General features: G+C 66.7%; 25 protein-coding genes and 1 tRNA gene. 18 read left to right on the top strand and 8 right to left on the bottom strand.

Annotated elements, in window-relative coordinates; all coding sequences use genetic code 11:
- Positions 1–38 precede the first annotated feature (38 nt).
- Positions 39–680, top strand: coding sequence for a hypothetical protein (locus AC5L3C_RS17180; protein ID WP_493649761.1), 642 nt, complete (start codon positions 39–41; stop codon positions 678–680).
- A 232-nt stretch (positions 681–912) separates the two neighbouring features.
- Here the strand turns inward: AC5L3C_RS17180 and AC5L3C_RS17175 are convergent, their stop codons facing one another.
- On the bottom strand, positions 913–1,575 hold the full coding sequence (locus AC5L3C_RS17175) for a hypothetical protein (RefSeq protein WP_493649760.1): 663 nt from the start codon (positions 1,573–1,575) through the stop codon (positions 913–915).
- Between the two features lie 576 nt (positions 1,576–2,151).
- Here AC5L3C_RS17175 and AC5L3C_RS17170 point away from each other — a divergent pair.
- The gene (locus AC5L3C_RS17170; RefSeq protein WP_493653911.1) at positions 2,152–3,393 is read left to right on the top strand and encodes an IS256 family transposase; all 1,242 of its coding nucleotides are present in this window, start codon (positions 2,152–2,154) and stop codon (positions 3,391–3,393) included.
- Positions 3,394–3,666: 273 nt separating this feature from the next.
- Complete coding sequence (locus AC5L3C_RS17165; RefSeq protein WP_493649759.1) at positions 3,667–4,668, top strand: hypothetical protein; 1,002 nt, start codon at positions 3,667–3,669, stop codon at positions 4,666–4,668.
- Between the two features lie 296 nt (positions 4,669–4,964).
- Here AC5L3C_RS17165 and AC5L3C_RS17160 read toward each other — a convergent pair whose 3' ends face one another.
- The 3 genes from AC5L3C_RS17160 to AC5L3C_RS17150 all read right to left on the bottom strand — a co-directional run bounded on the left by AC5L3C_RS17160 (position 4,965) and on the right by AC5L3C_RS17150 (position 7,584).
- On the bottom strand, positions 4,965–6,344 hold the full coding sequence (locus AC5L3C_RS17160) for an IS1380 family transposase (protein ID WP_493649758.1): 1,380 nt from the start codon (positions 6,342–6,344) through the stop codon (positions 4,965–4,967).
- A gap of 253 nt (positions 6,345–6,597) precedes the next feature.
- Positions 6,598–6,774 (bottom strand): HGGxSTG domain-containing protein, encoded by a 177-nt coding sequence (locus tag AC5L3C_RS17155; RefSeq protein ID WP_189885039.1) that lies wholly within the window; start codon positions 6,772–6,774, stop codon positions 6,598–6,600.
- 321 nt (positions 6,775–7,095) lie between these two features.
- Positions 7,096–7,584, bottom strand: a complete 489-nt coding sequence (locus AC5L3C_RS17150) for a hypothetical protein (protein WP_493649757.1) — start codon at positions 7,582–7,584, stop codon at positions 7,096–7,098.
- Positions 7,585–9,303: 1,719 nt separating this feature from the next.
- Here AC5L3C_RS17150 and AC5L3C_RS17145 point away from each other — a divergent pair.
- Positions 9,304–11,256, top strand: coding sequence for an SEL1-like repeat protein (locus AC5L3C_RS17145; RefSeq protein WP_493649756.1), 1,953 nt, complete (start codon positions 9,304–9,306; stop codon positions 11,254–11,256).
- 423 nt (positions 11,257–11,679) lie between these two features.
- On the opposite strand, the gene AC5L3C_RS17140 is transcribed toward AC5L3C_RS17145, so the two are convergent.
- Positions 11,680–12,900, bottom strand: a complete 1,221-nt coding sequence (locus tag AC5L3C_RS17140) for an IS110 family RNA-guided transposase (RefSeq protein WP_493649755.1) — start codon at positions 12,898–12,900, stop codon at positions 11,680–11,682.
- Positions 12,901–13,489: 589 nt separating this feature from the next.
- On the opposite strand from AC5L3C_RS17140, the gene AC5L3C_RS17135 reads away from it, so the two are divergent.
- The 14 genes from AC5L3C_RS17135 to AC5L3C_RS17070 all read left to right on the top strand — a co-directional run bounded on the left by AC5L3C_RS17135 (position 13,490) and on the right by AC5L3C_RS17070 (position 23,089).
- Positions 13,490–14,341 (top strand): helix-turn-helix domain-containing protein, encoded by an 852-nt coding sequence (locus AC5L3C_RS17135; protein ID WP_493649754.1) that lies wholly within the window; start codon positions 13,490–13,492, stop codon positions 14,339–14,341.
- Between the two features lie 92 nt (positions 14,342–14,433).
- Entirely contained in the window at positions 14,434–14,832 is a 399-nt protein-coding gene (locus tag AC5L3C_RS17130) for an ATP-binding protein (protein WP_493649753.1), read from the top strand.
- 175 nt (positions 14,833–15,007) lie between these two features.
- Positions 15,008–15,859, top strand: coding sequence for a sigma factor-like helix-turn-helix DNA-binding protein (locus AC5L3C_RS17125; RefSeq protein WP_493649752.1), 852 nt, complete (start codon positions 15,008–15,010; stop codon positions 15,857–15,859).
- Positions 15,856–16,677 (top strand): protein phosphatase 2C domain-containing protein, encoded by an 822-nt coding sequence (locus AC5L3C_RS17120; RefSeq protein ID WP_493649751.1) that lies wholly within the window; start codon positions 15,856–15,858, stop codon positions 16,675–16,677. The genes AC5L3C_RS17125 and AC5L3C_RS17120 overlap by 4 nt, the downstream gene beginning before the upstream one ends.
- Before the next feature lie 180 nt (positions 16,678–16,857).
- The gene (locus AC5L3C_RS17115; RefSeq protein ID WP_037930775.1) at positions 16,858–17,205 is read left to right on the top strand and encodes an SCO3933 family regulatory protein; all 348 of its coding nucleotides are present in this window, start codon (positions 16,858–16,860) and stop codon (positions 17,203–17,205) included.
- 5 nt (positions 17,206–17,210) lie between these two features.
- Positions 17,211–18,575, top strand: coding sequence for an FtsK/SpoIIIE domain-containing protein (locus tag AC5L3C_RS17110; RefSeq protein WP_493649750.1), 1,365 nt, complete (start codon positions 17,211–17,213; stop codon positions 18,573–18,575).
- An 84-nt stretch (positions 18,576–18,659) separates the two neighbouring features.
- Positions 18,660–18,872: a hypothetical protein gene (locus AC5L3C_RS17105; RefSeq protein WP_493649749.1), complete on the top strand. Its 213-nt coding sequence runs from the start codon at positions 18,660–18,662 to the stop codon at positions 18,870–18,872.
- 22 nt (positions 18,873–18,894) lie between these two features.
- Positions 18,895–19,596 carry a DUF2637 domain-containing protein gene (locus AC5L3C_RS17100; RefSeq protein WP_493649748.1) on the top strand — a complete coding sequence of 234 codons (702 nt, stop codon included), beginning with the start codon at positions 18,895–18,897 and terminating at the stop codon, positions 19,594–19,596.
- Positions 19,597–19,611: 15 nt separating this feature from the next.
- Positions 19,612–19,791 carry a mobile element transfer protein gene (locus AC5L3C_RS17095; RefSeq protein ID WP_231158339.1) on the top strand — a complete coding sequence of 60 codons (180 nt, stop codon included), beginning with the start codon at positions 19,612–19,614 and terminating at the stop codon, positions 19,789–19,791.
- 15 nt (positions 19,792–19,806) lie between these two features.
- Entirely contained in the window at positions 19,807–19,962 is a 156-nt protein-coding gene (locus AC5L3C_RS17090) for a hypothetical protein (RefSeq protein ID WP_493649747.1), read from the top strand.
- 20 nt (positions 19,963–19,982) lie between these two features.
- Complete coding sequence (locus tag AC5L3C_RS17085; protein WP_493649746.1) at positions 19,983–20,288, top strand: SpdD-like protein; 306 nt, start codon at positions 19,983–19,985, stop codon at positions 20,286–20,288.
- Positions 20,289–20,398: 110 nt separating this feature from the next.
- On the top strand, positions 20,399–21,748 hold the full coding sequence (locus tag AC5L3C_RS17080) for a replication initiator (RefSeq protein ID WP_493649745.1): 1,350 nt from the start codon (positions 20,399–20,401) through the stop codon (positions 21,746–21,748).
- Positions 21,738–21,920, top strand: a complete 183-nt coding sequence (locus AC5L3C_RS17075) for a helix-turn-helix domain-containing protein (protein ID WP_389496592.1) — start codon at positions 21,738–21,740, stop codon at positions 21,918–21,920. The genes AC5L3C_RS17080 and AC5L3C_RS17075 overlap by 11 nt, the downstream gene beginning before the upstream one ends.
- Positions 21,920–23,089: a site-specific integrase gene (locus tag AC5L3C_RS17070; protein ID WP_493649744.1), complete on the top strand. Its 1,170-nt coding sequence runs from the start codon at positions 21,920–21,922 to the stop codon at positions 23,087–23,089. The genes AC5L3C_RS17075 and AC5L3C_RS17070 overlap by 1 nt, the downstream gene beginning before the upstream one ends.
- A gap of 95 nt (positions 23,090–23,184) precedes the next feature.
- Here the strand turns inward: AC5L3C_RS17070 and AC5L3C_RS17065 are convergent.
- From AC5L3C_RS17065 to AC5L3C_RS17055, 3 genes are all read right to left on the bottom strand, one after another.
- Positions 23,185–23,258, bottom strand: a tRNA-Pro gene (locus tag AC5L3C_RS17065).
- Positions 23,259–23,306: 48 nt separating this feature from the next.
- A complete protein-coding gene (locus AC5L3C_RS17060) occupies positions 23,307–24,080 on the bottom strand; it encodes a Pr6Pr family membrane protein (RefSeq protein WP_493649743.1) in 774 nt (257 codons plus the stop codon).
- A 55-nt stretch (positions 24,081–24,135) separates the two neighbouring features.
- Positions 24,136–25,077: a metallophosphoesterase gene (locus AC5L3C_RS17055; RefSeq protein WP_493649742.1), complete on the bottom strand. Its 942-nt coding sequence runs from the start codon at positions 25,075–25,077 to the stop codon at positions 24,136–24,138.
- Positions 25,078–25,088 lie beyond the last annotated feature (11 nt).

Here is a 25,088-nt window from a genome sequence, read left to right as displayed (position 1 = left end):
GCGGCCAGTGCAATAGACCATCCAGCAGACTGGCCGCCATGGACTGGATTTCACCCGTCTCCGGACTCGTTGGCGCCCTGGTGGGTGCGGGATTGTCATACCTCGGTACACACCGGGCGCAGGCTAAGGCACTGGCTGATGCCCGCTTGGCCCGCCTCCAGGCCAAGCAGGACCAAGCCGTAACCACATTGGCCGAGACTTTTGGTGATCTTCAGAAGCATGTCCGGGAGGTCCCAGGCGAATGGGAGCCGGGGATGGACGCCGGGGCGGCTGCCGCCGTCACGGCGGCACGACAGGCGTGGGATGAGAAGCTGCAAGATTTCATTGCGCCGGCCCGGTTGGCCATCGGGGTCATCCGGGACAAGAAACTGCGCCGCCGCCTCAACGAGACCATGAATCTGCTGGAAGAGTGGGAGAGTGGGCTGGTGTATGCCTTCCACGGCCGCTCCCGTGTCGGAGTGCTACGCGGGGTGATTGCCCATGCTGTGGAGTGCGTAGGGGCGTGGCAGCGGGAAGAGGCACTACCCGAACCGAACCGCGCCTTCCGGGAGGCGCGGGAGTCCATGCAGGCCAAGCGGGACGAGTGGGAAGCCATCGCGGAGGCCCAGGGGGAAGACCGGCTCCGGCGTCGTGCCGAGCGTGACAGTGCAGGCACACCGCCTCCCCCTGTGGTCGGGTGATGTGAGCTCCGGCGGCCATGGGTCTCCAGGATGGGCAACGACGTTCTCACCGCCACTCCCCGCAGTTCCCGCTCGATCTGGTGCGCTTGTGGTCCGGTGCTCACACGAATGAGTGTGCAGGAGGCCACCCAATCGACGCCTACTCCACGCTCGCCTCGCCTGTACTGGCAGGACTGACAGCACGACAGGCCCCCGACTCCTGGTTGAGGGGTGGAGGCCCGATGGTGGCTGGTCAGGTCAGGTTGACGAGGGTGGGTGTCACTTCGTTCTCAAGGTCGTACTCGGAGAACTCCCATGTTGTTACCACCGCGTCCTTTGGAACGCGATAGACGAACTGCATCTCGTCGTCGAAGCCGGGTTGCAACTGTGCGTTGCATTCTGGGTTGCCGGCGACGTCGTAAAGATCTTCGATCGTGTCGAAGCGTCGGCCCTGGTCGTCGATGAGCGCATTGACGATGGGCAGCGAGCACGTCAGGTCCATGCTGGCCTTTCCCTCGTTGCTGACGACGGTCTTGAGTACGACGTATTTGGCGTCGGCGCCTGCGGATTTGCGGGCTCCGGCGAGCACGATGGTGTCGGCCTCTGCCACCTTGGTGACCTTGACGACGGCTCCGCCGTTCCGGGCCTGGTCGCCGACCTTGGCGTCTGCGTTCTGGTCGGTTGCTGCTGCGGTGTCCTCTTCGACTGTGGCACCGAGCTCGACGGTTTCCGTCACGGTGACGGTGGGCTGTGGCTTTGCTGTGTCGTCGCTGCGGCCAGAGATGGCGATCCCTGTGGCGACGATGGCGGCGGCAATGATGGCCGCGCCGCCGATGATGTAGGCGTTGATGTGGCTCTTCTTGCCGGGCTGCGGCGGCTGAGCCGGCATCGGCGGCGGCGTGATGTTGGTACTCATGATCCCCCCTGCGATGGTGCTGTTGTGAGACGCATCATCCTCTGTGAACGGCTGCACTGACAGCAGTTGGGGACACAGGGGCGGCAAGTGAGGGCGACCACTTCGGGATGCAGCCGCTTTGGTGCTGTTGTAGTCGCGCGTCTGGTGGTGTGCGTGGAACTGGCTGACTTCGATGGCTCGGCGGCGAATCTCTCGGCGCCGGTTCCGATGATCGTGACGACGTCGGCCTTGCCGAAGCGCGACCCCCGCTTTAGGAGAGAGGCTGGGGCGCTTGGCCGGTGACCTGCGGCTTCTTGGGTTGAGCTAGCGAGCACGGATGCCCTCGCTCGTCCCCGCTGTTGACCGTAGCCGACCCCTGCATCTGGCACGACTGTGGCACGGGAGCTTTTCGTCCCGAACTACTGGGTAGGTGGGCTGGTCGGGAGGCCAGATGGCGTCCCGCTTCGTGGTGTAGCCGATCAACGTTGGGGCGTACGCCCCGGGGCGTGTGCCGACAGGGGTTCCGCTCTCTGCCCGACAGGCGGGCCACCATGCAACTCTCCCTGGTGAACGGCCAGTTCAACCAGGAGGTGCATGATGGCCCTGTCCCAGCATGACTTACTTCGGCTGCTGGAGTCACTGCGTTCGGCGGACGGACTCGAACTTGTCCGGTCCGTGGCCGAGCGGATGCTGCAGGAGCTGATCGAGGCCGAGGCAACGTCGAGGATCGGCGCGGAGTGGAACGAGCACACCGAGACACGCACTGCACTGCGCAACGGGCACCGCGACAAGACGCTGACCACGCAGGCCGGTGACCTGGACCTGGCCATACCCAAGCTGCGCGCCGGCAGCTTCTTCCCCAGTCTGTTGGAGCGTCGCCGCCGCATCGACCAGGCCCTGTTCGCCGTCATCATGGAGGCGTACGTCCACGGGGTGTCCACCCGCTCGGTCGACGACCTGGTCAAGGCACTGGGAGCGGACAGCGGGATCTCCAAGAGCGAGGTCTCACGGATCTGCCAGGACCTGGACACCCAGCTGGCCGCGTTCCGGGGCCGGCCCCTGGACCACACCCGCTTCCCCTACATCTACCTCGATGCGACCTACTGCAAGGCACGGGTCGCGCACCAGATCGTCTCCCGGGCCGTGGTGATCGCCACCGGCATCACCGAGGACGGCGGCCGCGAGGTCCTGGGAGTGATGGTCGGCGACAGCGAGACCGAGGTGTTCTGGACCCAGTTCCTGCGCTCCTTGCGTGAACGCGGCCTGGGCGGTGTCCGTCTCGTGCTCGGCGATCACCACTCGGGCCTGGTCAAGGCGATCCGCAAGGTCATGATCGGCGCGGCCTACCAGCGCTGCCGGGTTCATTTCCTGCGCAATGTCTTCGGCGTGATACCCAAGGACGCCGCGGAAATGGTCGCCGCAACCATCCGCACCATCTTCGCCCAGCCCGACCAGGACGCCGTCCGCAACCAGCTCGACACGGTCGCCGACATGCTGGGCGCTCAGTTTCCCCAGGTCAAACAGATGCTCCTGGACGCCAAGGACGACCTCACCGCCTTCGCCGCCTTCCCGGAACGGCACTGGAAGAAGATTCAGTCCACGAACCCGCTGGAGCGGATCAACCGCGAGATCAAACGCCGCGTCGATGTCGTCCAGGTCTTCCCCAACGACGACGCCCTCCTGCGGCTGGTGACCGCCGTGCTCTTCGAGATGCACGACGAGTGGATCGCCTTCCCCCGCCGTTACCTACCCGAAGGCAGCATGGACCAGATCTACCCCACCGAGCCCGGCGAAAGCGCCCCCGTGCTCCCGAACACCACCACCACAACCGACGACTGATCGCCTACACCACGTCAAGGGACACGACCGGAGGCCACCTGTGCGCATTGGCGGTTGGCTGCGGCCGGGGTGGTTATGTACTCCGCTGCTGTACTGCAGCTCTCAGGGAAGTTGTTCAGCTAGTCGTACTCGGCAGCTTGAAGGTGGCTCGTACATGAGGGCGGGTGGGTGTTGCTGGCTGCCAACCGCGCAGTTCTGTCCTACAGATCACGTCTCGTGGTGACGGCTCTGAGAGTCCACTACGGTGGATCACCCTGTTGGAAGGGGAACCCGATGCCTACGCTGCTCTACTACCCTTTGGTAAGACCGCCTCAGGAGGTCCTGCATCAGGCGTTGTTGTACTGGGACGACATGGCGTCCGTGGTGCCGATGGATCCAGAGGTATACGAGGATGCAGTCTCGGATGAGCTGAAGGATCTCAGAGAACGAGGGCTCTACCATCCCATCGTCCTCGGTACTGAATACCGCCAGCCACTCGACGACATGCTTCATCTTGAAGTCTTGACCCGGGAACTTCGTGATCTCGCTGCCGGGCCGCCTAGTCCTCAGGTTTCTGTCATGGATGCCTTTCTCTTCCGCTCGAAGCTCGGCCACTTTTTGGAGCAAGAGATCATCCGCTTAGGTTTGGGGCGTAGGCTTGAGAGCTCAGCGAGGTGGCGTGGCGCCGGCCTGGCCGTGTCTAGGGAGGTACGCCTTCTATTACTCGGCACACTGGCGCAGGAAGTGGCTTTTACGACTGACACTCGCGCCTACACGCCGTACACCGATCAACGATCCGCCCATGAGACGTCGCTTCGGCCGATGGCTCCTGGCTTCGGTGTAGCAGCCTGGCGAGTTGAGCTTGGCCGTCTGCTGCCCATGCCAGCACCGGGCACCACCACATCAGAGGTGCTGGCCTTTCGTGACAGGTATGCCGACGAGCGGGAACGTTTGATGGGTGCCACTCAGACCATGCTCAGCGATTTGCGCCGCGAATGGGAGCACCCGGCCGACGTGCTGGAACGCATGCGAGTGGCGCTGAAACAGGCGCGCGAAGACTACCAGGCAGCTGCCCAAGCCAGCCGTATGGCCTGGGTGCAGAGGTCCATCTCAGTCACGGTGGGAGTGGCTACGGCTGCTGTAGGTGCGTTGGTTGTCCCAGATCTCGCCTGGGTGGCAGGCATAGCGGGCAGCATAGGGTTCAATATCGCTACCCGTGAGGTCCGTCCGCTGTTCCGGACGAGGAATGGGCACCCGTTCAGTTATCTCCACCAGGTTGATCGCGAGCTGGCGTAACGATAACTGCCGTCGGTGTTGCACGCGTGGTATGGCACCTGAAACAGCAAAGGGCTGGCTCGGGAGGAACCTCTTCTGAGCCGGTCCTTCTCGCTGTGCCCCGGCAGGATTCGAACCTGCGACACCCGCTTTAGCCTCGATCTTTCTTGACGGTCCGCCGACGGAGTCGGCGGACCGTTTTGCTTTCGGTGGCTGCTGCCGGGCAGGCCGGCAGCCCGAGTGCCGCGTCGGGTGGGCGCCGGGTTCCACGGTTCCGGGGAGTTGATGTGAGTCGTCGGGACGGTCGGATTCGATGGTCAGTCGGGGTTCGGCAGGGCTGCGAGTCGCTGGACTGCGTGGGTGATCACGTCCGTCCAGGGCCATCGGGCGGTGAAGCGGAGCCAGCTGCGGCGGCCGGTGGTGACCAGCTGGGCGGCGGCGGAGAACAGACGCAGGCGAAGCCGTTTGGGCTCCCAGAGGCGGGTTTCCGCGGTCAGGGCGAGCATCGGCATCCAGGCGAGGAGGTCGAGTGCAATCTGGACGATCTCCAGCCAGATCCGGTTCTGGGCGGTGTCGTGCAGGGGCAGGTTGCGCAGGCCGGTGTCGCGGGCGTTTCGGATGCGGTCCTCGCAGCGGGCCCGGCGGCGGTGACGTAGTTCCAGGTCGGCAAGCTGGCCGCGCTGGGTGTTGGTCGCGAAACAGGTGAGTCGTAGTCCGTCGAGGTCGGTGAATCGCAACTGGGCGCCGGGGTGCGGTCGTTCTTTGCGGACGATCAGCCGCATGCCCTTGGGCCACGTGCTCAGGTCGGGGACGTCGGTGATCTCTGCGACCCAGGCGCCGGGCCGCTCGGTGCCGCCGGAATCGTAGGCCGGAGTCCATGCCTTCTTCGGTATCTTCAGGACGGCCTGGTGGATGGCGTCGGTGATGGTCATTCCGACGGAATACGACAGCCACCGGCCCCGGCGGGAGAGCCAGTCGAGGAAGGCATGGGTCCCGCCGGCGGAGTCGGTGCGGATCAGCGTCCTGTGGCCCCGCCGCAGGCGCCTGGGGAGTTGGGCCAGCGCGAGTTGGGCTGTGGCGATGTGATCGCTCGCGGTGTTGGAACCGGCGTTGCCAGGCCGCAGCAGGGCTGCCACCGGCTCTCCGGAACCGGCCTGGCCGTGGTCGACGAACGCGACGAGCGGATGATGGCCGAAGGTCTTCTTCCAGGTCGCGGTGGCGTCCTGCTTCTCGGAGTGGGCAAGGACGAGCACGCCGTCGATGTCCACGATCACCGAGCCGTCGGCGGCGGGGCTGTTCGCCCCGGCCAGTTCCCAGACCCGCGAGCGTACTTCGGCACGAGCCGACCGGATCGCGGTGAGCGATTTCGGTCCGGCTGCGGCGAGGGCGTCGATGAGGCGGGAGACAGTGGGATCGGATGCCACCGGGCCGAACACATCGGGCTCGGCCCGCAGCACGGCAACATCGGCGAGACAGTCCCCGCCCAGAGCGACTCCGAGCGCGACATCCAGCAGGACCTTGCCCGGATCGTGCACCGTCCGCGGCTTGCGCCACGGCGCCAACGCCGCCGATATCGCGGTGTCCAGACCCGCCTTGCGGACCGTCTCGACCAGAAGCACCGCCCCGGCCTGCGAGACCACCCCACGGCCGCCGCCCTCGACGCGGACACGCGGGTACAACCCGATACGCTTACTCACCTGGAGAGTGCTTCTTTCCGTGCAGCTAACAGGACCCTAGACAAGTCCCATCGTTGCAGGTCAGGAGCACTCTCCGCTTATTTGATCAAGCATCGGACACCCCACCTCGCGAAAGCCCGAGGTTAGGAGTTCGATCTGACCGCCCGTCCACCCGTGCTGCGCGGGGCGGCCGTGGCCGTGTCAGACCGCACGGCGCCGCCGCTGTCCGCTGTCGTTGATGTCAGCCATGGATGTCACCTCACACCGGCTGGGATCACTTGCGCCGCTTGCGTGTCTTCGCCTTGCGTTCGGCTTCCTTGCGCTTCTCGATGGTGTACGACGACCACTCGCCACGGTGCAGGTTGCATCGCGACGCACCGACCATCGCCAGCCGCCGGCACCGAGTGCCCTTCTCCGTGAGCGCTCCACACCTGGACTGCGTACGAGCCACGTCTCCCCCCGGTCTCGACCGTCGTGCGGACCAGTGCAGGATTGCCGGGCACATGTCCTCTGTGGAAGGCGCACTGCTCCGCGCAGCGGTGCACGGCGGCCCAAGGAGGTTGCTCGGGGGCGCACGCTTTCCAACTGTGGTGGTCGATGTGACAGCTGCGGTTATGGCCGTTCACCCGGGTTCACCGTTGGTCGGCGGCCCGTGTGGGGCCTGGCGCGGAACGCGTCTGAACGCTCGTGGACGTCGATGAATGAGAGGGAAACTGAGACGGGCCGCTGCCTGCATGGCCAGCGGCGTCGGCGATGACTCACCGCGGCTTAGTCAGTCGGACCGCGCACCTGGGACACCGATGCTGGGGCCGAGATCAGTGGTGGCGGCCAATGAGTGGGCCGCGGTTTTCAGTTCCTTCTCCCATCCCGGAAGCTCGTCGGGTCCGAGCCATTCGCTGTAGTCCGCTGCGACGGACAGGAACCGTGTCTCCTCCCGGGTGCGGGCTGTGACCGTCATCGACAGTCCATTGCCGACATCCTTGGGGCTCAGCTCGCCTTTCGCGAGGCTGAACGCCAGTCTCACCAGGAGACATCGGCCGGCTGTCTCCTCGTCGGGAAGGGGTATGCCAAGTTCGCGCAAGGCTAGAACGTACAGTTCGCGGACTTCGGCCGGGTCGCTCCGGCGCGGCAGACCGGCCAGCTCGCGCAGGGCAGGGGAATCATGTCCATCGATAAGCGCATGCGCAGCGAGCATCGGGAGTTCCTCGGGAGGGAGGATCTCCGCCACGTACTGCCAAGCGCTGAACTGCAACCGGTCCATGGGCCCATCGTGGGTGGCGGCGAGACGTCCTGGCTAGCCGATTGTTGTTGTACCCTCGGCTTCTTCTTGCCTTGGGTCTTGCCGGGGATCTTGGTTAGCTGGGTTTTTGCTGGTCAGGAGCGGTGGGCTCGTGCGCCTGGTGGTCGTCGTTGGTCGTCATTGGTCGCTGCCGAGCAGCCTCGGACGGCCCAGGGACGGCCCAGCCAGCACCGTCATGAGCGTCGGCTTACCGCGTTACGCAGCGCCTCGAACCAACCCATGAAGAGCCACCTCAACCACCAGAACCAACCTCTGCGCCTGCGTTGCGGCTGTGGTTCCGGACGCGCCGGCATGCGCGGAAGTCGGGGAGGAGTAGAGACACGTGGGCTTCGGCTTCGTCGGCCTCCACCACCGTGCAGATGGCAGTAGCCGTTCCATCCGGCAGGGTTTCCGCACGCTCGTCCCTGCCGTGTCACCCCAGCGCAATGCCCCATGAAGGGAGTCTGGCAGAGCCTGCGAGGGCAGGGGGCCGACCGGGGTAACTGCTCACGAGAGTCCGGAGCCTTCAGCTTGGGAAGCTTGGGTTCTGCGCGGCCGGCAGGCTTGTTGACCTGTTGAGAAGCGGTGTCTTGACCTACGGGCGTGCTGGGTGGGTGACTGCTGTTCCCCGTGGTTCCCCGCACTACCTGGCACGCATCTGGCACGGCAGCGGGTTCAGCCGAGTCAGTCAGTCGCGTCACAAGTTTGCTTGCCGAGGTCGGTGGAGGCGATCAATGAAGGGCTCCGGCGGGCTGGAGACCCATGATCAGCGTGTGACTGCCACCAGCGCCGTAGTGACACTGCAAGCCAGTGTCAGGGCCGTTCCGAATGCTGCGGCTGCCTTCGAGCAAGCTGCGGGGTAGGTGGCGCGATCTCGACGTGCGAAGACTGCGGTAGCAATCGCGACAAGCACAGCGAGCAACACGGCCACGGCGCAGCCCAGAACAACAACAGCAGAGTGGTAAGACACGATCGGTCTCCTATCGGTGCGTCAACCTGTGCTGCTCAATCTCCTCAAGTTGCTGTTCGTCGTGGTCCGCGACGGTAGAACTGGTCGAAGACGAACAGGAGCGAACGACCACGGGAGATGGCATGGCCATGGAGGATGATTCGTCGCCTGCGGCGGCTCTGGCTGAACTACGTGCTCGTCTGGAGCACGGCCTGGCAGAGTTGGGCATAACGAAGACTGCCCTTGCACGGCGCTCGAAGTTGGGACGAACTGCTGTCAGTGAAGCGTTCAACAGGTCCGCCCCTGCTCCCTCCGCCCGAACCGTTGGCGCGCTTGCCCGAGCACTCCACCTTGATGTGGAGGCTCTCTTGAAGCTTCGGACGACCGCTGCTGGTGTTCAACACAGGTCTTCAGAGGAGAACGGGATCTCCTTAGAGGCGGGCATTGGGCGGCCAATCGCTGAGTTTGACCCCCATGACCTTGAAGTTCATCCGGCCATTGACGTCGTACCTGCTTTGAGTGAACCGAAGAGCATGCAGGCTCGTCGGCTTCCCGGCTATGTACGTCGTAACCACGATGGAGAGCTGAAGGCTCTTGTTAAGGCGGCAGCCGACGGGCAAAGCGGGATGGTCGTGCTGGTCGGTTCGTCCTCGACAGGGAAGACTCGCGCGTGTTGGGAGGCAATTCAACCCCTAGCGTCTCAGGGATGGCGCCTCTGGCACCCATTCGATCCCACACGAGCTGAGGCCGCCTTGAACGATCTCAAGTGTGTGGGGCCGCGCACTGTGGTATGGCTAAACGAAACTCAGCATTACATTGGTGCCGGCCAAGGGGTGGGAGAGCACATTGCGGCTGCCCTTCGATCTCTCCTACTTAACCGACAGGCTAGCCCGATCCTGATTTTGGGTACTTTGTGGAATAACTACGCGACTGAATACACGACTCTTCCCGCATCGGGAAAACCGGATCCATATCCGCAAACGCGTGAACTTTTGGCGGGCCGCTTGATCTCTGTTCCCGATAATTTTGACACAGTCGCAATCAGAGATGCTCGGATCATGGCAAGCGCAGGCGACCCGCAACTGACTCAAGCATTGAATCAAGCGCAAGACGGGCGCCTGACTCAGTATCTCGCAGGAGCTCCAGCCTTGTCTGAGCGATACAGAATGGCCGCCCCTGCCGTGAGAGCATTGATTCAGGCCGCCATGGACGGACGTCGATTCGGTGTCGGGAATCACATAGCGGGCAATTTTCTTGCTCATGCAGCGGAGGACTATCTCACAGATCCCGAATACTTGACCCTTGGGGATAATTGGCTTTACGAAGCCTTTCGTGAATCCAATAGGCCAGTGCATGGGAACTTGGCGCCCCTGGTGCCCGTTCGTATTCGCGGCGCGTCTTATCGGCATCAACTGCACCAGATAGACAATATCGCGTCCAGTAAATACCGACTGGCTGACTCGCTCGAACAACTGGGGCGACTTGACCGTAACCAATGCTGCCCGCCAGCTTCGTTCTGGGAGGCGGCTCATGAGTACCTTACGGATTTCGTAGAGCTCGCAAATCTGGCCGTCGCTGCTCACGATCGGCACCGACTCTACTGGGCTCATCGCCTAACTAGACGGGTTGAGGAACACGGGGATGCCTCTGCGCTGATTGAACTAGCGGATATGTGGATGGAAGAGCATCCCGAATTGGCCGAGTCCCTATATCGGCGGTCAGCCGAAATGGGAAATGCTCGCGCCATGAATAGTGTGGGATATCTCCGTGAAGACGCCGGTGACAGAGATGAGGCCGAAGAGTGGTATCGGAAGGCTTCTGAAGCCGGCGACGGGGAGGCCGCTTATCGTCTCGCCGAGATTTACGAGAATTTGGGGGATGCGGAAAAAGCGGAGAGGTTGTACCGGCAAGCTCTAGATTTAGGGCATACCGAAGCTCTGGGCTCCCTGGGCCGCATCGTGTCCGACAGAGGTGGAGACAAGGTCGAGGCCATCTCTCTGTTCACTCGCTCGATTCTTCTGATGGTGCGCCAAGCCGCACGCGCAACCATAGGGAGGCTGGACAGAGTGACGGGAGTACAGCACTCATCTATGGGGCCGTGGGGCTCGGGGAGAAGGGTAGCGAATCCAATTGTTGAGATCGAAGAGAAGGGAGATGCAGGGGATCTTAGGGGATTTATTAATGCCGTGACAGATGCCAGCCGCAATGGTGACACTTATGGAACTATGTGTCGCTACTTGTTGTTTGCTTCAGAAGATAGTGATCAAGCTGAAAAGATGCTGGAGCGTGCCGGACGGGATGGGGATACGTACGCCTTAATCGAGCTTGCGAATAATCGAGAGAAGGCCGGTAAGCTAAAGGAAGCGGAAGCTCTTTATCGAGCGCTCATCGGGTCGGGCGATGATGCTCCGCTAGCGCTCCTCGCTAACTTGATGAAAAAGGCCGGAAACCTTAAAGAGGCTGAGTCTCTTTATTGGCGGGCGATCGAGGCAGGAAATGCGTATGCCCTGTGTCGACTCAGTGAGCTCAAAGAGTATAGGGGCGATCACGCTGGTGCGGTCGAGATTGCGCTACAGGCTGCTAATGCCGGGGACGCAGGTGCCGTACGTGCGCTCTCGAAGGAGAGAGTAAGCCGTGAAGGGTTTGATGACCCTTGGCCGTACGGGCTCGATCCGGATGGCACACCGACGGTCGAATCTTGGTAACTGCTTAGGTCCAGGCTTCGGGGCGCCGACATGCAGCCGTAGGGAACCTACGCCCCTACCGGCCCCAGCTTCCATCCCGTCCGCCGTCGACCCACACACCGTGGAGCTGGCGTGGTTCCTGGCGTCCAGGTGGAGCGCGCCACTGTACGAACGACCTGGACGCCAGGGGCCGCGTCTGCTCGGCTCTGCCTGGGTCGCCGGCGTACGGGATGGAAGCCCCCGCGCACGCCACGACGAACCCGCAGTCGGCGATGGCGCCCCGTCCATCCCGGTGCTGGCCGATCCCCCGCCGGAGGCATCGTTCTGATCTTGGTGGCTCACCAGAGGTGTTCACCTTGTGGCCCTCGGCTTGTCCACGCGCGCGGCGCGGGTGCCGGCCGGGCTGGAGCGGGGCGGAGACAGACATCCGATGCGGTTGATCAGTCAAGCGGTGCTGGGGAAGGCGGTCTGCTCGTCGTAGGGGATGCGGTGGGTGAGGCAGTGGTGCAGGCAGCCGAGTAGGCGGTTGAAGAGGTTGCGTTGGGCTGCGACGTGTCTGTCTTCGGCTGCGCGGCGGCGATCGTAGTGGGCTCGTGCTCCAGAGGATGCGGTGAGGGCGGCGAAGGCCCAGATGTGGCCGGCTGAGGCGAGACGCTGGTTTTTGATATGCCTGGCCAGGACGGTGGTCTTGCGTCCGGAGGAGCGGGTGATGGGGGCGGATCCGGCGTAGGCCTTCAGAGCGCGTGGGCTGGTGAAGCGGGTGTGGTCGTCGCCGAGTTCGGCCAGGATGCGGGCGCCGGTCAGGGCGCCGAGGCCGGGGAAGCTGGTGATGATCTCGGCGTCCTGGTGGGTGGCGAAGGCCGTGGTGGTGGCTGTTTCCAGGTCGTCGGCGCTGGTGCAGGCCGCGTCGAACTGCCGCAGCAGAGCGAGGGTCTTGGTGCCCATGGCCTGCTCGATGACGGGTGGCTGATGCATCTGTGGCTCGCGGAGCAGCGTGTGGAGTCGTTCGACCTCGCCGGTGATCTCGCGTTGGCGTCTGGCCTTCTTGAGGATCGCTCGCAGCTGGGCTTGGGTGAGCTGGGCGGCCTGGGTCGGAGTGGGTGCGGCGGCGAGCAGGGTGCGGGTGACGGGTGAGGCGAGGCCTTCGCGGAAGTGCCTGAAGACGGTGAGGAAGCCGGGGAAGTACTCGCGCAGGTGGGAGCGCAGGCGGTTGCCCGTCTGGACGCGGTCCCAGACGGCGTCCTGCTGGGCTCGGGCCAGGACGGTGATGGCCTGGGCGAGGTGGCTGTCCGCGGGCAGGGGCCGGTGTTCTGCCGGGTCGGTGCGCAGGATGTTGGCCAGGACTTTGGCGTCCAGGTGGTCGGATTTCTTGCGGCTGAGTGCGTAGCGGTCGCGGTAGCGGGCGGCGGTGAGCGGGTTGATCACGTAGATGGGTCTGCTGGTGGCGCGTAAGCAGGCGACCAGGAGTCCGTGAGAGGTCTCGATGGCGACCGGGATCGGGTTCTCTGGGCTGTCGCCGTGCTGGGCGAGCAGTTGCAGGAGCTGGCTGAGGCCGGCGGGGGTGTCGTCGATGCGGAGCTTGTCCAGGAGGGTGCCGGCCTGGTCGAGCAGTGCGATGTCGTGGTGGTCGGTGGCCCAGTCGATGCCGCAGAACACGCTGGTCATGGTGGTGTCCTTGGGTGGGTGCCGGTGAGGTGAGGTCGTCGCCGTGGCGGGGTTGCGCGTCTCCCTAATGGCAGGGCTCAGGGCCCGTCATCCGATTAGCCGTTCGCAATCCCAGCGGTCGCCAGGGGCCTCGGTCAGGTGCGGAACTGGGAGTGTTCGTCAAGCGGTGAGAGGTGTTCCCTGGCGGCGGCTTGGACCACGAGAAGCAACGATGCTGTGTTCGTGTGCGAGCGTGGGTGGTGGGGCCGGTCCGCGCGGGACGAAGGCATGAGCGCGGACCGGCCCCGCCACCCCGGCGATGCTTCACAGAGCGGGAAGGCACGTGGGGCCGACTCTGTCTTGAGAGGTCAGGCCTCAGGAGCGACTACGGATCACCACATGCCCACCCGCCCAGACGCCTGGCATGACTCACCGCCCGACGTCTTACCGCGCCATTAGGAGCGCAGGCCCGGGCGAGGGCCGGGCCGCGCGCGGCGAGCGGAGCGAGCCGTCTTGAACCAGTAGAGAAAGTTTGAATCACGGTCCTACGGGAGGTTGATCATCTAGGTTAGGGGCCGATGTCCGCTTCCTCGTGGTGTAGAACCTGGTCATGGGGAGTGAGCGGCAGGAGCGGATGACGGCGCTTGGGGCACGTCTTCGAGGGCTCCGGGCAGAGGCCGGTCTGACGGGTGCTGTGCTGGCACAACGCGCCGGCGTGGGACAGCCGACCGTGTCCAAGATCGAGAACGGGCGGATGGTTCCCAGCGCCGACGTCTTGGGTCGCCTATCGCGTGCTCTCGACCTTGATGAGCCGGCCAGTCGTGAGGTGCGTGACCTCCTGGCCGCCGTGGAGGATGCGCCGAACACCGTTGACGCATCCGACGACAACGCACCCGACGGGGCAGTCCTTGATGAAGCGGTGCGGTCCGCTCGGCTGGTTCGCTCATTCCAATGCGTCGTCCTGCCGGCCATGCTCCAGAGCGCCGAGTATGCCCGGCACGTCTTCGAAAGCGCACCGAACCCCGCGCCTGAGGCTGTCGGCCGTGCTGTTGCTGCCCGCGTGGAGCGGCAGAGCGTCTTGTACGAGCCCGGACGGGAGTCGGTGTTTGTCGTGACGGAAGCCGTCTTGCGTACGTGGCCGGGAACTCCTGAGTTGATGCTCGCTCAGTTCGACAGGCTCCTGGCCGTCGACAGTCTGAGCACCGTACGTCTCGGGATCATCCCCTGGCGTCGGGCAGTACCTGTCATGCCCCGTCACGGGTTCACCCTGTGCGACCAGCGGGCCGTCGTGGTCGAGACCTTCCAGGGTGAGCGGGTCGTGGACGACTCCGCTGAGGTCGCCGCATACGAGGAGACCTTCAGCCGCTTCGAGGAAGCCGCGGTCTTCGGGGTTGAGATGCGGGAGCTCTTGATCCGCGTGATGCACGAGTTCCGTGAGTTGGCGGACTGCACCACTCATTAGAGGAATAATTCCTCACGATGCCTGGCCTGCTGTCGCGCATGAGAATACTCTGCTCGCTGTGCTGTCTAGCCCCCTAGACGAGGAGTGTTCGCATGCTCAAACAGTGGAGCCGTAAGTTTCCCGGCCTGCCCCGCAAGGTGGCGGAGGCTCGTGCCTTCGTCGCGGCCCTGCTCGAGGATGAAGGGTCAGTTCCTGTTGATGACGCCCTGTTGATCGTCAGCGAGTTGGCCACGAACGCCGTCCGGCACACGCGGAGCGGCTGGTACGGCGGCTGGTTCCTGGTGGTCGTTGGCTTCGGTGACGACGTCGTACGCATCGAAGTCATCGACGCAGGTGGGGACAGGGAACCGCTGCTTCGCAGTGTCAACAGCGATGTGGAAGAAGGTGGCCGCGGCCTTCTACTGGTCACGGCCTGTGCCAAGGACTGGGGTGTACAGGACCGGCCCGGCGGGCGATGCATCTGGGCAGAGCTGGCGCGGGTGAGTGCGTGATGGTTCCGTGTGAGGCGGTGGGCCGTGCCTGCTTTGTAAGTAGAGCAGGGTGAGTCCCCGGGGTGTTCCTCGGCGGCGGGCCCGGTTCTACGTGATAGGCGTTCGTTCAGGGCGGCGTCTCCCGCCCGTTTCGTCTAGGGCCCTAGACTCCTGGTTAGTGCTAGGAGGTGAGGTCATGTCGGACGAGCTGCAACGGATCATGGCGATTGACGATCCGTACCTGCTCCTGCGTGAGGTCACGACCCGGTTGGCCGACGCGCAGCAAGAGGTGACCGAGCTGGCCCGGCTTCGTCGGCGTGTGGTGCAGGATCTCCATGCGCAAGGGTTGTCGTATGCGCAGATCGCAGCGAAGGCAGGTCTGAGCCGTGGGCGGATTCACCAGATCCGGCACACCGGTCCGGCGCCGGAAGGTGCCTTCCTCGGGCGGGGCGCCGTTACCGTCGCCACTCCGCTGCGGCGTGACGACGAGCGTGGGCGCACGGTCGTCGCCGTGGACGACGTCAGTTCCGGCAAGCGGCTGGAGGATCTGGCGCGATCGTACGGGCTCGAGGTCACCTCGGAACACGTGCCGGTGAGTGGTGAGATCGACCTCAACCGGGAAGGCCTGGTCGTCGTCTGCGGGCCGCGCATGTCTCAGGAAATGTGGGAGACGTACGGGCAGGATCCCGTACTGCGTTGGGAGCGCGCGGAAGACGGGCCTTGGACAGTGGTGGACCGCCGTACCGGCACCGTGCACCGGTCGGGACAGGACAGTGATCCGGCCCGGCCGTATGACGTCGGATACATCGGCAGACTGTCGCGCCCGGACGGCTCCGGTTCGCTGCTCGCCATCGCCGGTATCCACACGCAAGGCTCCCTCGGCGTCGTGCAACTGCTCGCCAACGACCTCAACACGCTGTGGGGGCAGGTGGGAGACCGCCGTTTCTCCACGCTGGTGGGTGTCGAGTACGACCCGGAGACCAGCGAACCGCAGTCCGTCGAACTGCTCTGCCCCCTGTACCGGCACGACGAGGAGACCGAGGCGTGAGGGTGACCCTCGCCTCACTGCCTGCTGATCCGGACGGAAGTAACGAGGATTTCGCCGCTGCTGCTTCTGGCGCGGCTGTCCTCCTAGACGGTGCCGGCGTGGGCAGTGCTGAGACGGGATGCACCCATGGCGTCGCCTGGTTCTCCTCGACGCTGGGCGGCCTCCTGTTGCGCGGCATCACCGTGCAGCCGGCCCGGCCGCTCGCCGCCTGTCTGGCCGACTCCATCGGCCTCGTCCGGGCCTTGCACGAGAACAGTTGCGATCTGACCTACCGGGCCAGTCCCACCAGTACGGTCGTCGCCGTACGGGCCGGCGGGGGAGTGCTGGAGCACCTCGTCCTCGGCGACTCCTCGCTCCTCCTCGCCGACAAGGGCGGGAGTGCGCACGTGGTCACCGACCGGCGCCTGGATGAGGTGGGCAAGCGCCTGCGTGGGCCGGTCGACGCGCTGCCCACAGGCTCTCCTGAGCACTCCGCTGCGCTTGCCGAGTACCGGGACGCCTTGACGGGGCTCCGTAACCGGCCGGGCGGCTTCTGGATCGCGGGTCCCGACCCGCGAGCGGCCGAACACGCCCTGACAGGGACGGTGCCGCTGGAATCCCTGGCATCCGTGACGTTGATGAGTGACGGCGCGACGCGACTCGTCGACCGCTTCCAACTTGCCGACTGGCGGCAGATCCTGGCCGTCCTCGATTCCTCCGGGCCGGACGAGCTGATCCGCCGCGTGCGCGAAGCCGAGGCCGGCGACCCCGACGGCCGACGCTGGCCGCGTGGCAAGGCGCGGGACGACGCCACTGTCCTTCACTGGGCGTTGCCGTAGAGCGTCCGCGGACACCAAGACACGTACGTATACCCCCCTAGACAGTTGACGGGGTGTCGGTTTACGGTGGTCGTCAACCCCCCTAGACAGTTGGGGGCCGCCCTCCTTGCACTGTCTAGGGGGGTACTCATGTAGCGCGGTGCCGGGCGACCGGTGCCCACAATCCAGTGAGGTTCTGATATGCGTGTCATCCCCGTGGACACTTCGGACGCGACGCTCCTCGTTACCAAGCTGCCCGAGGTCAAGGTGAGGGACCGGCAGACCGGAGAGGTCGCCGTGGACCCGGTGACCAATCAGCGGCTCATGACGCTGGAGCTGGTGTTCATCGCGGCCGGCGGCTCGGACATGGTCAAGGTCACGATCCCGGAACAGGGCATCGGTGACGGCCTGGTGATGGGTGCACCGGTCTTCCTGTCGGGCCTGGTGGCCCGGCCCTGGGAGAGCGAGTTCGGCGGGCGCGCCCGGCACGGCATCGCCTACCGGGCCGACGCCGTCATGGTCAGCGCCGCCGCACCGGCTCAGGGCTGACGACCATGGGTGACATCGTCCGCGTGCTGTTACCGGTCCTGCTGGTCCTGGCCGCGCTGCTCGTGCTCCGCCGTCGGTTGCCGGTCCTGTTCTGGTGGCTCATCGGGTATCCAGCCGTCGCGCTGCGGGTGCTCACCTCGTACCGGGCGACGATGGACGCGTGCGGCCTGACGGTTCCCGCCTCAGCCATCCGTCGGGCCACGGCCCGGGTGGTGGGGTGGCAGGCGGCTCCCGTACCGCCGCGTCACTCGCTACCGTGGCCGACCGGATCCGGTCTCGTGATGCGGCTGCGTCTGGCTGCCGGGCAGGCGCCCGAGGACTTCACCGCTTCGGCCGACCGGCTGCGGCACGCCTGGGGCGCTCATGCCGTGCATGTCCGCTCCACCAAGCCGGGACGCCTCGAACTGCGCCTGGTCGGCTGGGACGTACTCGCCGAGGTCCGTCCCGCCCGGCGTCAGCAGACAAATGGCCCGCTGTGCCTGCCTCTCGCATTGCGGGAGGACGGGGCATGGCATGTACGGGACTTCCGTACCGTGCCGCACGAACTCATTCTCGGCGCCACGCAGTCCGGCAAGTCCGTCTACCTGCGCAACCTGCTGTGCGGCCTGGCCCGGCGACCGGTCGTGCTCGTCGGCATCGACTGCAAATGGGGCGTCGAACTGGCGCCGTTCGCTCCCCGGTTGTCCGCCCTCGCCGACCACCCGGATCGGGCGAACGATCTCCTGGACGCCCTGTTGGAGGAGATGGAGGCACGGTTCCGCCTGATCGGGCTCTCGGGCGTGGCCGGTCCGGACTCCGTACTCACCTCGGACGTGTGGGGGCTGCCGGACGACGTACGGCCGGTGCCGGTCGTGGTCGTCGTCGACGAAGTGGCAGAGTTCTTCCTTGCCGCGAGCAAGGACGACGAGAAGCGGCGGGACGCCATGGTCACCAAGCTCATCCGCCTCGCCCAGCTCGGTCGAGCGGCCGGCATCTACCTGGAGGTGTGCGGGCAGCGCTTCGGCTCCGAACTCGGCAGGGGCGCAACGATGCTCCGCGCTCAGCTGACCGGCCGGGTCTGCCACCGCGTCAACGACGAGTCCTCGGCGAATATGGCGCTGGCCGACGTCTCTCCTGAAGCGGCCCTGGCCGCGACCTCGATCCCTGCCGACCGGCCCGGCGTCGCCGTCGTCGGTGACTCCTCCGGCGGCTGGTCCCGCGTCCGCTCACCACACCTCACCCTCGACGACGCTGCGGCCATCTGCCGCGACACGGCTGCCCTGGCGCCCGCACTGCCCCGGCTCGACTCCTTCCGGCCCGTCGTCACGGACGCGGCCAAGTCGTCCTCGTCCTCGGCTGCCGTCCCCGCCGCTCGTCCGGTGATCGAGTAACCGCCCTCCCCCCTCTCCACGGTCTGCGTGACCATCTCGCGCCGCGTCCCTACCCCCTCCATGCCCGGAACCGAAAGGAAACCCATGTCACGCCCCACCATCGTCGAGGTGAGCGCGCTGATCGCCGACTTGGCCGCGCTCAGGCAGAGCCGCACTTCCGCCGACCACGCCGCGCTCATGGAGCGTAAGGCGGAACTGCTGGAGCGGATCGCCGCCCACACGCCCGGCGACACCGGCGCCACCGAGGTGGCCCGACTCGCCCGCGAGCGTGCCGACTCCCTCAAGTCCGACGGCTGATCACGCGGAAGGAGTCGAGTCGATGCGTGCTCACCTGGCCCGCGTGGACGCCGTGATCGTTCAGGCCGTCATCGCCGGCGCTCTGTCCTTCTCCCATCTGCACGACCTCGCTGCGGCGGCCGGACAGGACGGCTGGAAGGCATGGGCCTACCCCGTGAGCGTCGACCTGCTCCTGGTCGCCGCCTGGCGCCGGATGCGGCAGGCGCAGCGAGCGGGACAGACGGCCGGTGGTCCGCGGCTGTGGTTCCTCATTGCGCTGGCCGCGTCCCTCGGTGCCAACGTCGCCACGGCCGGACTCCTCGACCTGGACGACGTACCGGCCTGGCTTCGCGTCACAGTCGCGGGCTGGCCTGCCGTCGCCTTCTTCGGCGGAACTCTCCTGGCCCACACACCACACATTCAGGAAGAGCCGAGGGAGCAGACCGCGTCGACCACTGACACGGAAGCGGAGCCGCACCCCGCCCCACCCGTCGAAGTCGACGTGACCGACCGGCACGCGCTCCCGGCACCACTCACCACTCCAGAGCCTGCCGCCGAACCGGTCACCGTTCCGACCCCGGCGCCTGCTCCGGCCGTTGCGCTTCCACCCGCCCTCGTCGACCGCGTCCGGGCTCTGGCCGACGAGCACCGCTCGACCACTGGTCGCCCTGCCGATCCCGACGCCGTGCGCGCCCGGCTCGGCCTGCCCCCGTCCATGACGGCATCCATCGCCGCTCACCTCTGAGAGAGGAGCACCACCATGAACCCGCGCTTCCGCAACGTCCGCCGCATCGGCCCGGTCAACGTCGCCTCGTACATCGACCGCGGACGGAACCGCCACCTGGCCGCCTGCACCGCGCCCCGCTGCGACTTCTCCGCCGAGTACGACAGCCGCGCCGCTGCTGAACTCGCCGCCCGCATCCACCGCTGCTCGGCCTGAGAGGAGACCACTTCCATGGACGTACCGCTCTGGCTCGCCCTGCTCGTGGTTGGGGTGCTCGGCGTCAAGCTCATCCGTCCGCCCTGGTGGCTCATCGCCGCGCTGCTCCTCGGCGGCTATCTCCTCGCCGACAGCCTGCTGGCCCCCGTCCTCGACACCGCCGTCAAGTAACCGCGAAGGGAGACCTGCTCATGTTCCAGCCGAAGATGCCAACCATGCCCCAGCCGACCGGCCTGGTCACCCCGCCCGCCGTCGTCGAACCGGCCGCCATCACTCCGGCTGTCACGACTCCGCAGCCGACCGCCGTGCCCGCGACGCCGTCCCGCCCGGCCGTCCAGTTGACCCCCGGCACCGTGCTCGCTCTCGTGGGCGGCGGTACCGCCGTAGTCCTGGTCGTCGGCGCCGTCCTGGTCTCCATGCTCCTCGCCGTCGCCATCACCGCCGCGTCCGTGGCCGTATGCGCCGTCGTCCTCCGTTCGCTTCTCACTCGCCGCTGACCTCCTCTTCTCCGCCCGCCCGGCTTGCCTGCACTGTCTAGCCCCCTCGACAAGCCGGGCGGGGGCTTGTCGCCCAGTCCCTCGACTTCTCCGCCAGGAGGAAACCGCACATGCACTCCACGGCTTCGGCCGGAGCCATCCGCCGTCTGGCGTCCCTCGCCCGGCACGGCGACCTCAGCGCCTACGCCCACCAGATCCAGCGCCTCGGCGGCTGTGAGCGGCCCGTACGGATGGAGGGCCACCGGCTCGACGTCCACGCTGCCACGGGTGAGATCGTCCGTGAGGTCATCGACCGTGCCCTTCCGGCCGGACAGCTCCTCATCCGCTGCAACAACCGCCGGGCCACTCGGTGTGCCACCTGCGCCGAGGTGTACCGCAAAGACACCTTCCACCTCGTCACGGCCGGCCTGAGCGGCGGCAAGGGCATCGGCCCGTCCGTCGCCCAGCACCCCCGCGTCTTCGCTACCTTCACCGCCCCGTCCTTCGGCCCCGTCCACAACCGCCCCGGCAGCGGACGGTGCCGCTGCGGACGCCTCCACCCGGACGATGACCCCGCCCTCGGCACGCCCCTGGCCCCGGACCGCTACGACTACCGCGCGGCCGTCCTGTGGAACGCGCACGCCGGGGCACTGTGGGGCCGCTTCACCACATATCTGCGCCAGCAGCTCGCCTCCCGCGCGGGTATCGGCCGCTCGGCGCTGCGCGACTGCCTCAAGGTCTCCTACGCCAAGGTCGCCGAGTACCAGCGGCGCGGCGCCGTCCACTTCCACGCCGTCATCCGCCTCGACGGCCCGAAGGGCGCCGAGGACGCCCCGCCGGCCTGGGCCACCACCGAACTCCTCACCGACGCGATCCGCTCGGCGGCCCGCCTCGCCGAGACACCCGGCCCCGTCCTCGACGGCCACGCGTACGCCTTCCGCTTCGGCGAACAGCTCGACATCCGCCCCATCCGCTCGGCCGACTTCTCGGGTACCTCGGAACTGTCCAGCCGCGCCGTGGCCGCCTATGTCGCCAAGTACGCCACCAAGGGCGCCGAGACCGCGGGCACCCTCGACCGGCCCGTCCGGAACCCGATCACGGACCTGATCGGCTCCGGTGTCACCGACCATGCCCGGCGCATGATCCTCACCTGCTGGCATCTCGGCGCGCTGCCCGAACTCGAAGATCTGCGTCTGCGCAAGTGGGCCCACATGCTCGGCTTCCGCGGCCACTTCTCCACCAAGTCCCGCGCCTACTCCGTCACCCTCGGCGCCCTCCGTCAGGAACGCGCCGACCACAACGAAGCCCTGGCCCGCGAACGCGCGGCCGAGGCCGGCCACCCGCTGCCCGACCCGGACACCGTGCTCGTCCTCTCCCACTGGCGCTTCGCCGGTACCGGCCTCACGGACGCAGAAGCCCTCTTCGCGTCCTCGCACCCCGCTTCCCACGACACAGAAGGAGACCCTGACCGTGCACGATGACGAACTGCTCACCGTTGCCGAGGTGATGGCCCGTCTCAGACTCGGTCGGTCCACGGTGTACGACCTGATCCGTACGCGGCGGCTGCCCTCGGTCACCATCGGTCGGTGCCGACGCATTCCGGCCTCCGCCCTGGGCGACTTCATCGCGGAGCAGATGGAGAGTGCGGCCTGATGACCAAGCGTCGGAGCCGTGGTGACGGCGGCCTGCACTGGGACGAGAAGCGGAAACGGTGGATCGCCACGGCGAACCTCGGGTTCGATCCGAGCGGAAAGCGGATCGTGAAGCGGGGGAGTGGCAAGACCAAGACGGAGGCCAAGAACAAGCTCAAGGAGGTGTTGCGGGACCATGAGGACGGCCTCGCCATCGCACCCACCAACTACACGGTCAAGGACGCGGTGACGGACTGGCTCACGTACGGCTTGGCGCGCCTCGACCCCAGCACCGTCGAGACCACCACGCTCCTGAGCGAGAAGCACGTCATTCCGTCGCTCGGTGCCCGCAAGCTCCGCGACCTGAGCGCGGAGGACGTCGACCGCTGGCTTGCCGCCAAGGCGAAGACGCTCAGCACGCGCACTCTCCAGGCGATCCACTCGTGTCTCAACCGCGCGATCAAGCGGGCCATGGCCCGGGACAAAGTGAAGCGCAACGTCGTCGAGCTGTGCTCGGTGCCCCAGGGACAAGCCGGACGTCCTTCCAAGGCGCTCACCTTCGCTCAGGCCGAGGCCGTGCTGAAGGGTGCCGAGGGGACCTCGATGTACGCGTACATCGTCGTCGCCCTGCTGACCGGTGCCCGGACCGAGGAGTTGCGGGCGCTCACCTGGGACCACGTCTTCCTCAAGGGCAAGCCGGACGCCGACCCGCCGCAGCCTCCGCACATCGCGGTGTGGCGCTCGGTCCGGAGAGGCGGTGACACCAAGACCCGGAAGTCCCGGCGCACGCTCGCCCTCCCGGCGCGCTGCGTCGAAGCCCTCTGGCAGCAGTTCGAAGATCAGGGATGGGATCGGCTGGCGGCCGGCGACAAGTGGGAGGAACACGGGCTCGTCTTCTCCTCGGCCGTCGGCAAGCCACTGGACGCGGCCAACGTCCGCCGTGCCTTCCGTCAGGCGCTCAAGGGCGTCGATGGGATCAACGCCGACGAGTGGACGCCCCGGGAGCTCCGGCACAGCTTCGTGTCCCTGCTGTCCGACCGTGGCGTCCCGCTGGAAGTGATCTCCCGGCTCGTCGGACACTCCGGGACGGCCGTGACCGAGGAGGTCTACCGGAAGCAGATCCGGCCCGTGATCCAGACCGGCGCCGTGGTCATGGACGGGATCTTCGGCGCTGATGCGCGGCGGCCGTAGGCACGCGGGAAGCGGTAGTCACGCAGATAGACACGCACACGAAACAGGTGAGGCACCTACTCAATTGAGTAGGTGCCTCACCTGGTGTTTCTCTGTCGGGGTGGCGGGATTTGAACCCACGACCTCTTCGTCCCGAACGAAGCGCGCTGCCAAGCTGCGCTACACCCCGATCGTCGCTGCTGTCGCGGCGACGACGTTTACTTTAGCCCACTGGTGGCTAGAGGCGAAATCCGGTTTTCGAGGGGCGGCGGCGGACCAGGTTCGGGCGGGCGTGGTCCAGGGCCACCAGGAGGACGGCCAGGGCGTAGAAGGCGAGGCCGAGGAGGAGGGCGTTGGCGAGGACGCTCCGGTAGCCGTCACGGGCGACGTCGAGGAAGGGGTAGAGGTAGCGGATGGGGGAGCCGGGGAGGAGTTCGCCCCGGGCCAGGGTGAGGACCAGGTAGGCCATGGGGTAGAGGAGCCACGTCGCGGCCTGGCGGAGGTGCATGCGGGCGGAGGGGGAGAGGAGGAGCCAGTCCAGGAGCGCGGCCACGGGGAGCACCGTGTGCAGGGTGTGGGCCGCGTGGGGCTCCAGCCAGGCGGGGCCGACGGGGCCGTCCGCCATGGTGAAGCGGGGCGTGGCGTCCGCGAGGAGCGTGTGGTGGACGAGAGCCGCCATCGTGACGTAGAGCAGCGTCGCTCCGGTGATCGCGCCCGGCAGCGGGTGCCGGGCGAGCCATGCGCGGCGGGCCGAGGCGAGCATGACCACGGCCAGCAGGACCGCGCTCTGGACCGCGAAGTAGCTCAGGATCCGGGTCGGGCTGCCGGCGAGCGTCTCGACCAGGACCGCACCGGCCGCCAGTAGCGCCAGGGTCAGGCGGTACGCCGCTGCCACGGGCCGCCGTACCAGTGGTACGACGGCCCTGGCGGGGACGGCGGAGGGAAGCAGCCGCGGCTTCGAGCGCGGCAGGGCGGGGAGGTCCGGGATGTCCCTGGGTATCGGCGCGGTCATGCACCCCAGCGTGCGGGGATGTCCCGGTTGGGGCGATATGGGTGGGCCGGACGGGTTACCGGAGCGTGCCCTGGTCGCGGTCGACGAGGGTGAGGAGTGTCGCCTCCGGGGGGCAGGCGAAGCGCACCGGTGTGTAGCGGCTGGTGCCGCAGCCCGCCGACACGTGGAGGTAGGACGTACGACCCTCTGCCGTGTGCCTGGACAGGCCCTTCACGCGGTCCGTGTCCAGGTCGCAGTTGGTGACCAGGGCGCCGTAGAAGGGGATGCACAGCTGGCCGCCGTGGGTGTGGCCGGCCAGGACCAGCGGGTAGCCGTCGGCCGTGAAGGCGTCCAGGACGCGCAGGTAGGGGGCGTGGACGACGGCCATGGAGAAGTCCGCGGCGTTCGACGGGCCGCCCGCCACCTCCAGGTAGCGGTCGCGCTTGATGTGCGGGTCGTCCAGGCCGGTCAGCTCGACCGACGCGCCCTCGAGCTTCAGGGTGCCCCGGGTGTTGGTCAGGTTCAGCCAGCCCGCGGAGTCGAAACCGTCCCGCAGGTCCTCCCACGGGTTGTGGACCGCGCCGACCACCGGGGGGTTGCCGTTCAGGCCGTGCCGGCCCTGGACCTTCTCGAGCAGGTAGCGGGCGGGGTTGCGCGGCTTGGGGCCGTAGTAGTCGTTGGAGCCGAAGACGTACGCGCCCGGCAACTCCATCAGGGGGCCGAGCGCGTCGAGGACCTCGGGTACGCCCTCCGGGTCCGAGAGGTTGTCGCCCGTGTTGATCACGAAGTCGGGGCGCAGGCCCGCCAGGGAGCGCAGCCAGCGCTGCTTCTTGCGCTGGCCCCCGACCATGTGGATGTCGGAGACCTGCAGCACGCGCAGCGGCCTCATCCCGGAGGGCAGTACGGGGACGGTCACCCGCCGCAGTCGGAAGGAGCGGGCCTCGAAGCCCGCCGCGTACAGCAGCCCGGCGGCCCCGGCCGCCGTGATTCCCAGGGGGATTCCGTATCGCGCGCGCATGCGTCCATCGT

The sequence above is a fragment of the Streptomyces speibonae genome (genome assembly GCF_984686075.1).
The sequence above is the reverse complement of the archived record's forward strand: the minus strand, read 5'-3'. Positions and strand labels throughout refer to the sequence as shown.

Excerpts from the sequence above, each read along its gene's own strand:
- AC5L3C_RS17180 (WP_493649761.1), top strand. The coding sequence starts at position 39 with ATGGACTGGATTTCACCCGTCTCCGGACTCGTTGGCGCCCTGGTGGGT.
- AC5L3C_RS17060 (WP_493649743.1), bottom strand. The coding sequence starts at position 24,080 with ATGACCGCGCCGATACCCAGGGACATCCCGGACCTCCCCGCCCTGCCG.
- AC5L3C_RS17070 (WP_493649744.1), top strand. The coding sequence starts at position 21,920 with ATGACCAAGCGTCGGAGCCGTGGTGACGGCGGCCTGCACTGGGACGAG.
- AC5L3C_RS17130 (WP_493649753.1), top strand. The coding sequence starts at position 14,434 with ATGCTCAAACAGTGGAGCCGTAAGTTTCCCGGCCTGCCCCGCAAGGTG.
- AC5L3C_RS17140 (WP_493649755.1), bottom strand. The coding sequence starts at position 12,900 with ATGACCAGCGTGTTCTGCGGCATCGACTGGGCCACCGACCACCACGAC.
- AC5L3C_RS17165 (WP_493649759.1), top strand. The coding sequence starts at position 3,667 with ATGCCTACGCTGCTCTACTACCCTTTGGTAAGACCGCCTCAGGAGGTC.
- AC5L3C_RS17055 (WP_493649742.1), bottom strand. The coding sequence starts at position 25,077 with ATGCGCGCGCGATACGGAATCCCCCTGGGAATCACGGCGGCCGGGGCC.
- AC5L3C_RS17080 (WP_493649745.1), top strand. The coding sequence starts at position 20,399 with ATGCACTCCACGGCTTCGGCCGGAGCCATCCGCCGTCTGGCGTCCCTC.
- AC5L3C_RS17115 (WP_037930775.1), top strand. The coding sequence starts at position 16,858 with ATGCGTGTCATCCCCGTGGACACTTCGGACGCGACGCTCCTCGTTACC.
- AC5L3C_RS17125 (WP_493649752.1), top strand. The coding sequence starts at position 15,008 with ATGTCGGACGAGCTGCAACGGATCATGGCGATTGACGATCCGTACCTG.
- AC5L3C_RS17090 (WP_493649747.1), top strand. The coding sequence starts at position 19,807 with ATGGACGTACCGCTCTGGCTCGCCCTGCTCGTGGTTGGGGTGCTCGGC.
- AC5L3C_RS17150 (WP_493649757.1), bottom strand. The coding sequence starts at position 7,584 with ATGGACCGGTTGCAGTTCAGCGCTTGGCAGTACGTGGCGGAGATCCTC.
- AC5L3C_RS17170 (WP_493653911.1), top strand. The coding sequence starts at position 2,152 with ATGGCCCTGTCCCAGCATGACTTACTTCGGCTGCTGGAGTCACTGCGT.
- AC5L3C_RS17135 (WP_493649754.1), top strand. The coding sequence starts at position 13,490 with ATGGGGAGTGAGCGGCAGGAGCGGATGACGGCGCTTGGGGCACGTCTT.
- AC5L3C_RS17105 (WP_493649749.1), top strand. The coding sequence starts at position 18,660 with ATGTCACGCCCCACCATCGTCGAGGTGAGCGCGCTGATCGCCGACTTG.
- AC5L3C_RS17085 (WP_493649746.1), top strand. The coding sequence starts at position 19,983 with ATGTTCCAGCCGAAGATGCCAACCATGCCCCAGCCGACCGGCCTGGTC.
- AC5L3C_RS17095 (WP_231158339.1), top strand. The coding sequence starts at position 19,612 with ATGAACCCGCGCTTCCGCAACGTCCGCCGCATCGGCCCGGTCAACGTC.
- AC5L3C_RS17100 (WP_493649748.1), top strand. The coding sequence starts at position 18,895 with ATGCGTGCTCACCTGGCCCGCGTGGACGCCGTGATCGTTCAGGCCGTC.
- AC5L3C_RS17110 (WP_493649750.1), top strand. The coding sequence starts at position 17,211 with ATGGGTGACATCGTCCGCGTGCTGTTACCGGTCCTGCTGGTCCTGGCC.
- AC5L3C_RS17175 (WP_493649760.1), bottom strand. The coding sequence starts at position 1,575 with ATGAGTACCAACATCACGCCGCCGCCGATGCCGGCTCAGCCGCCGCAG.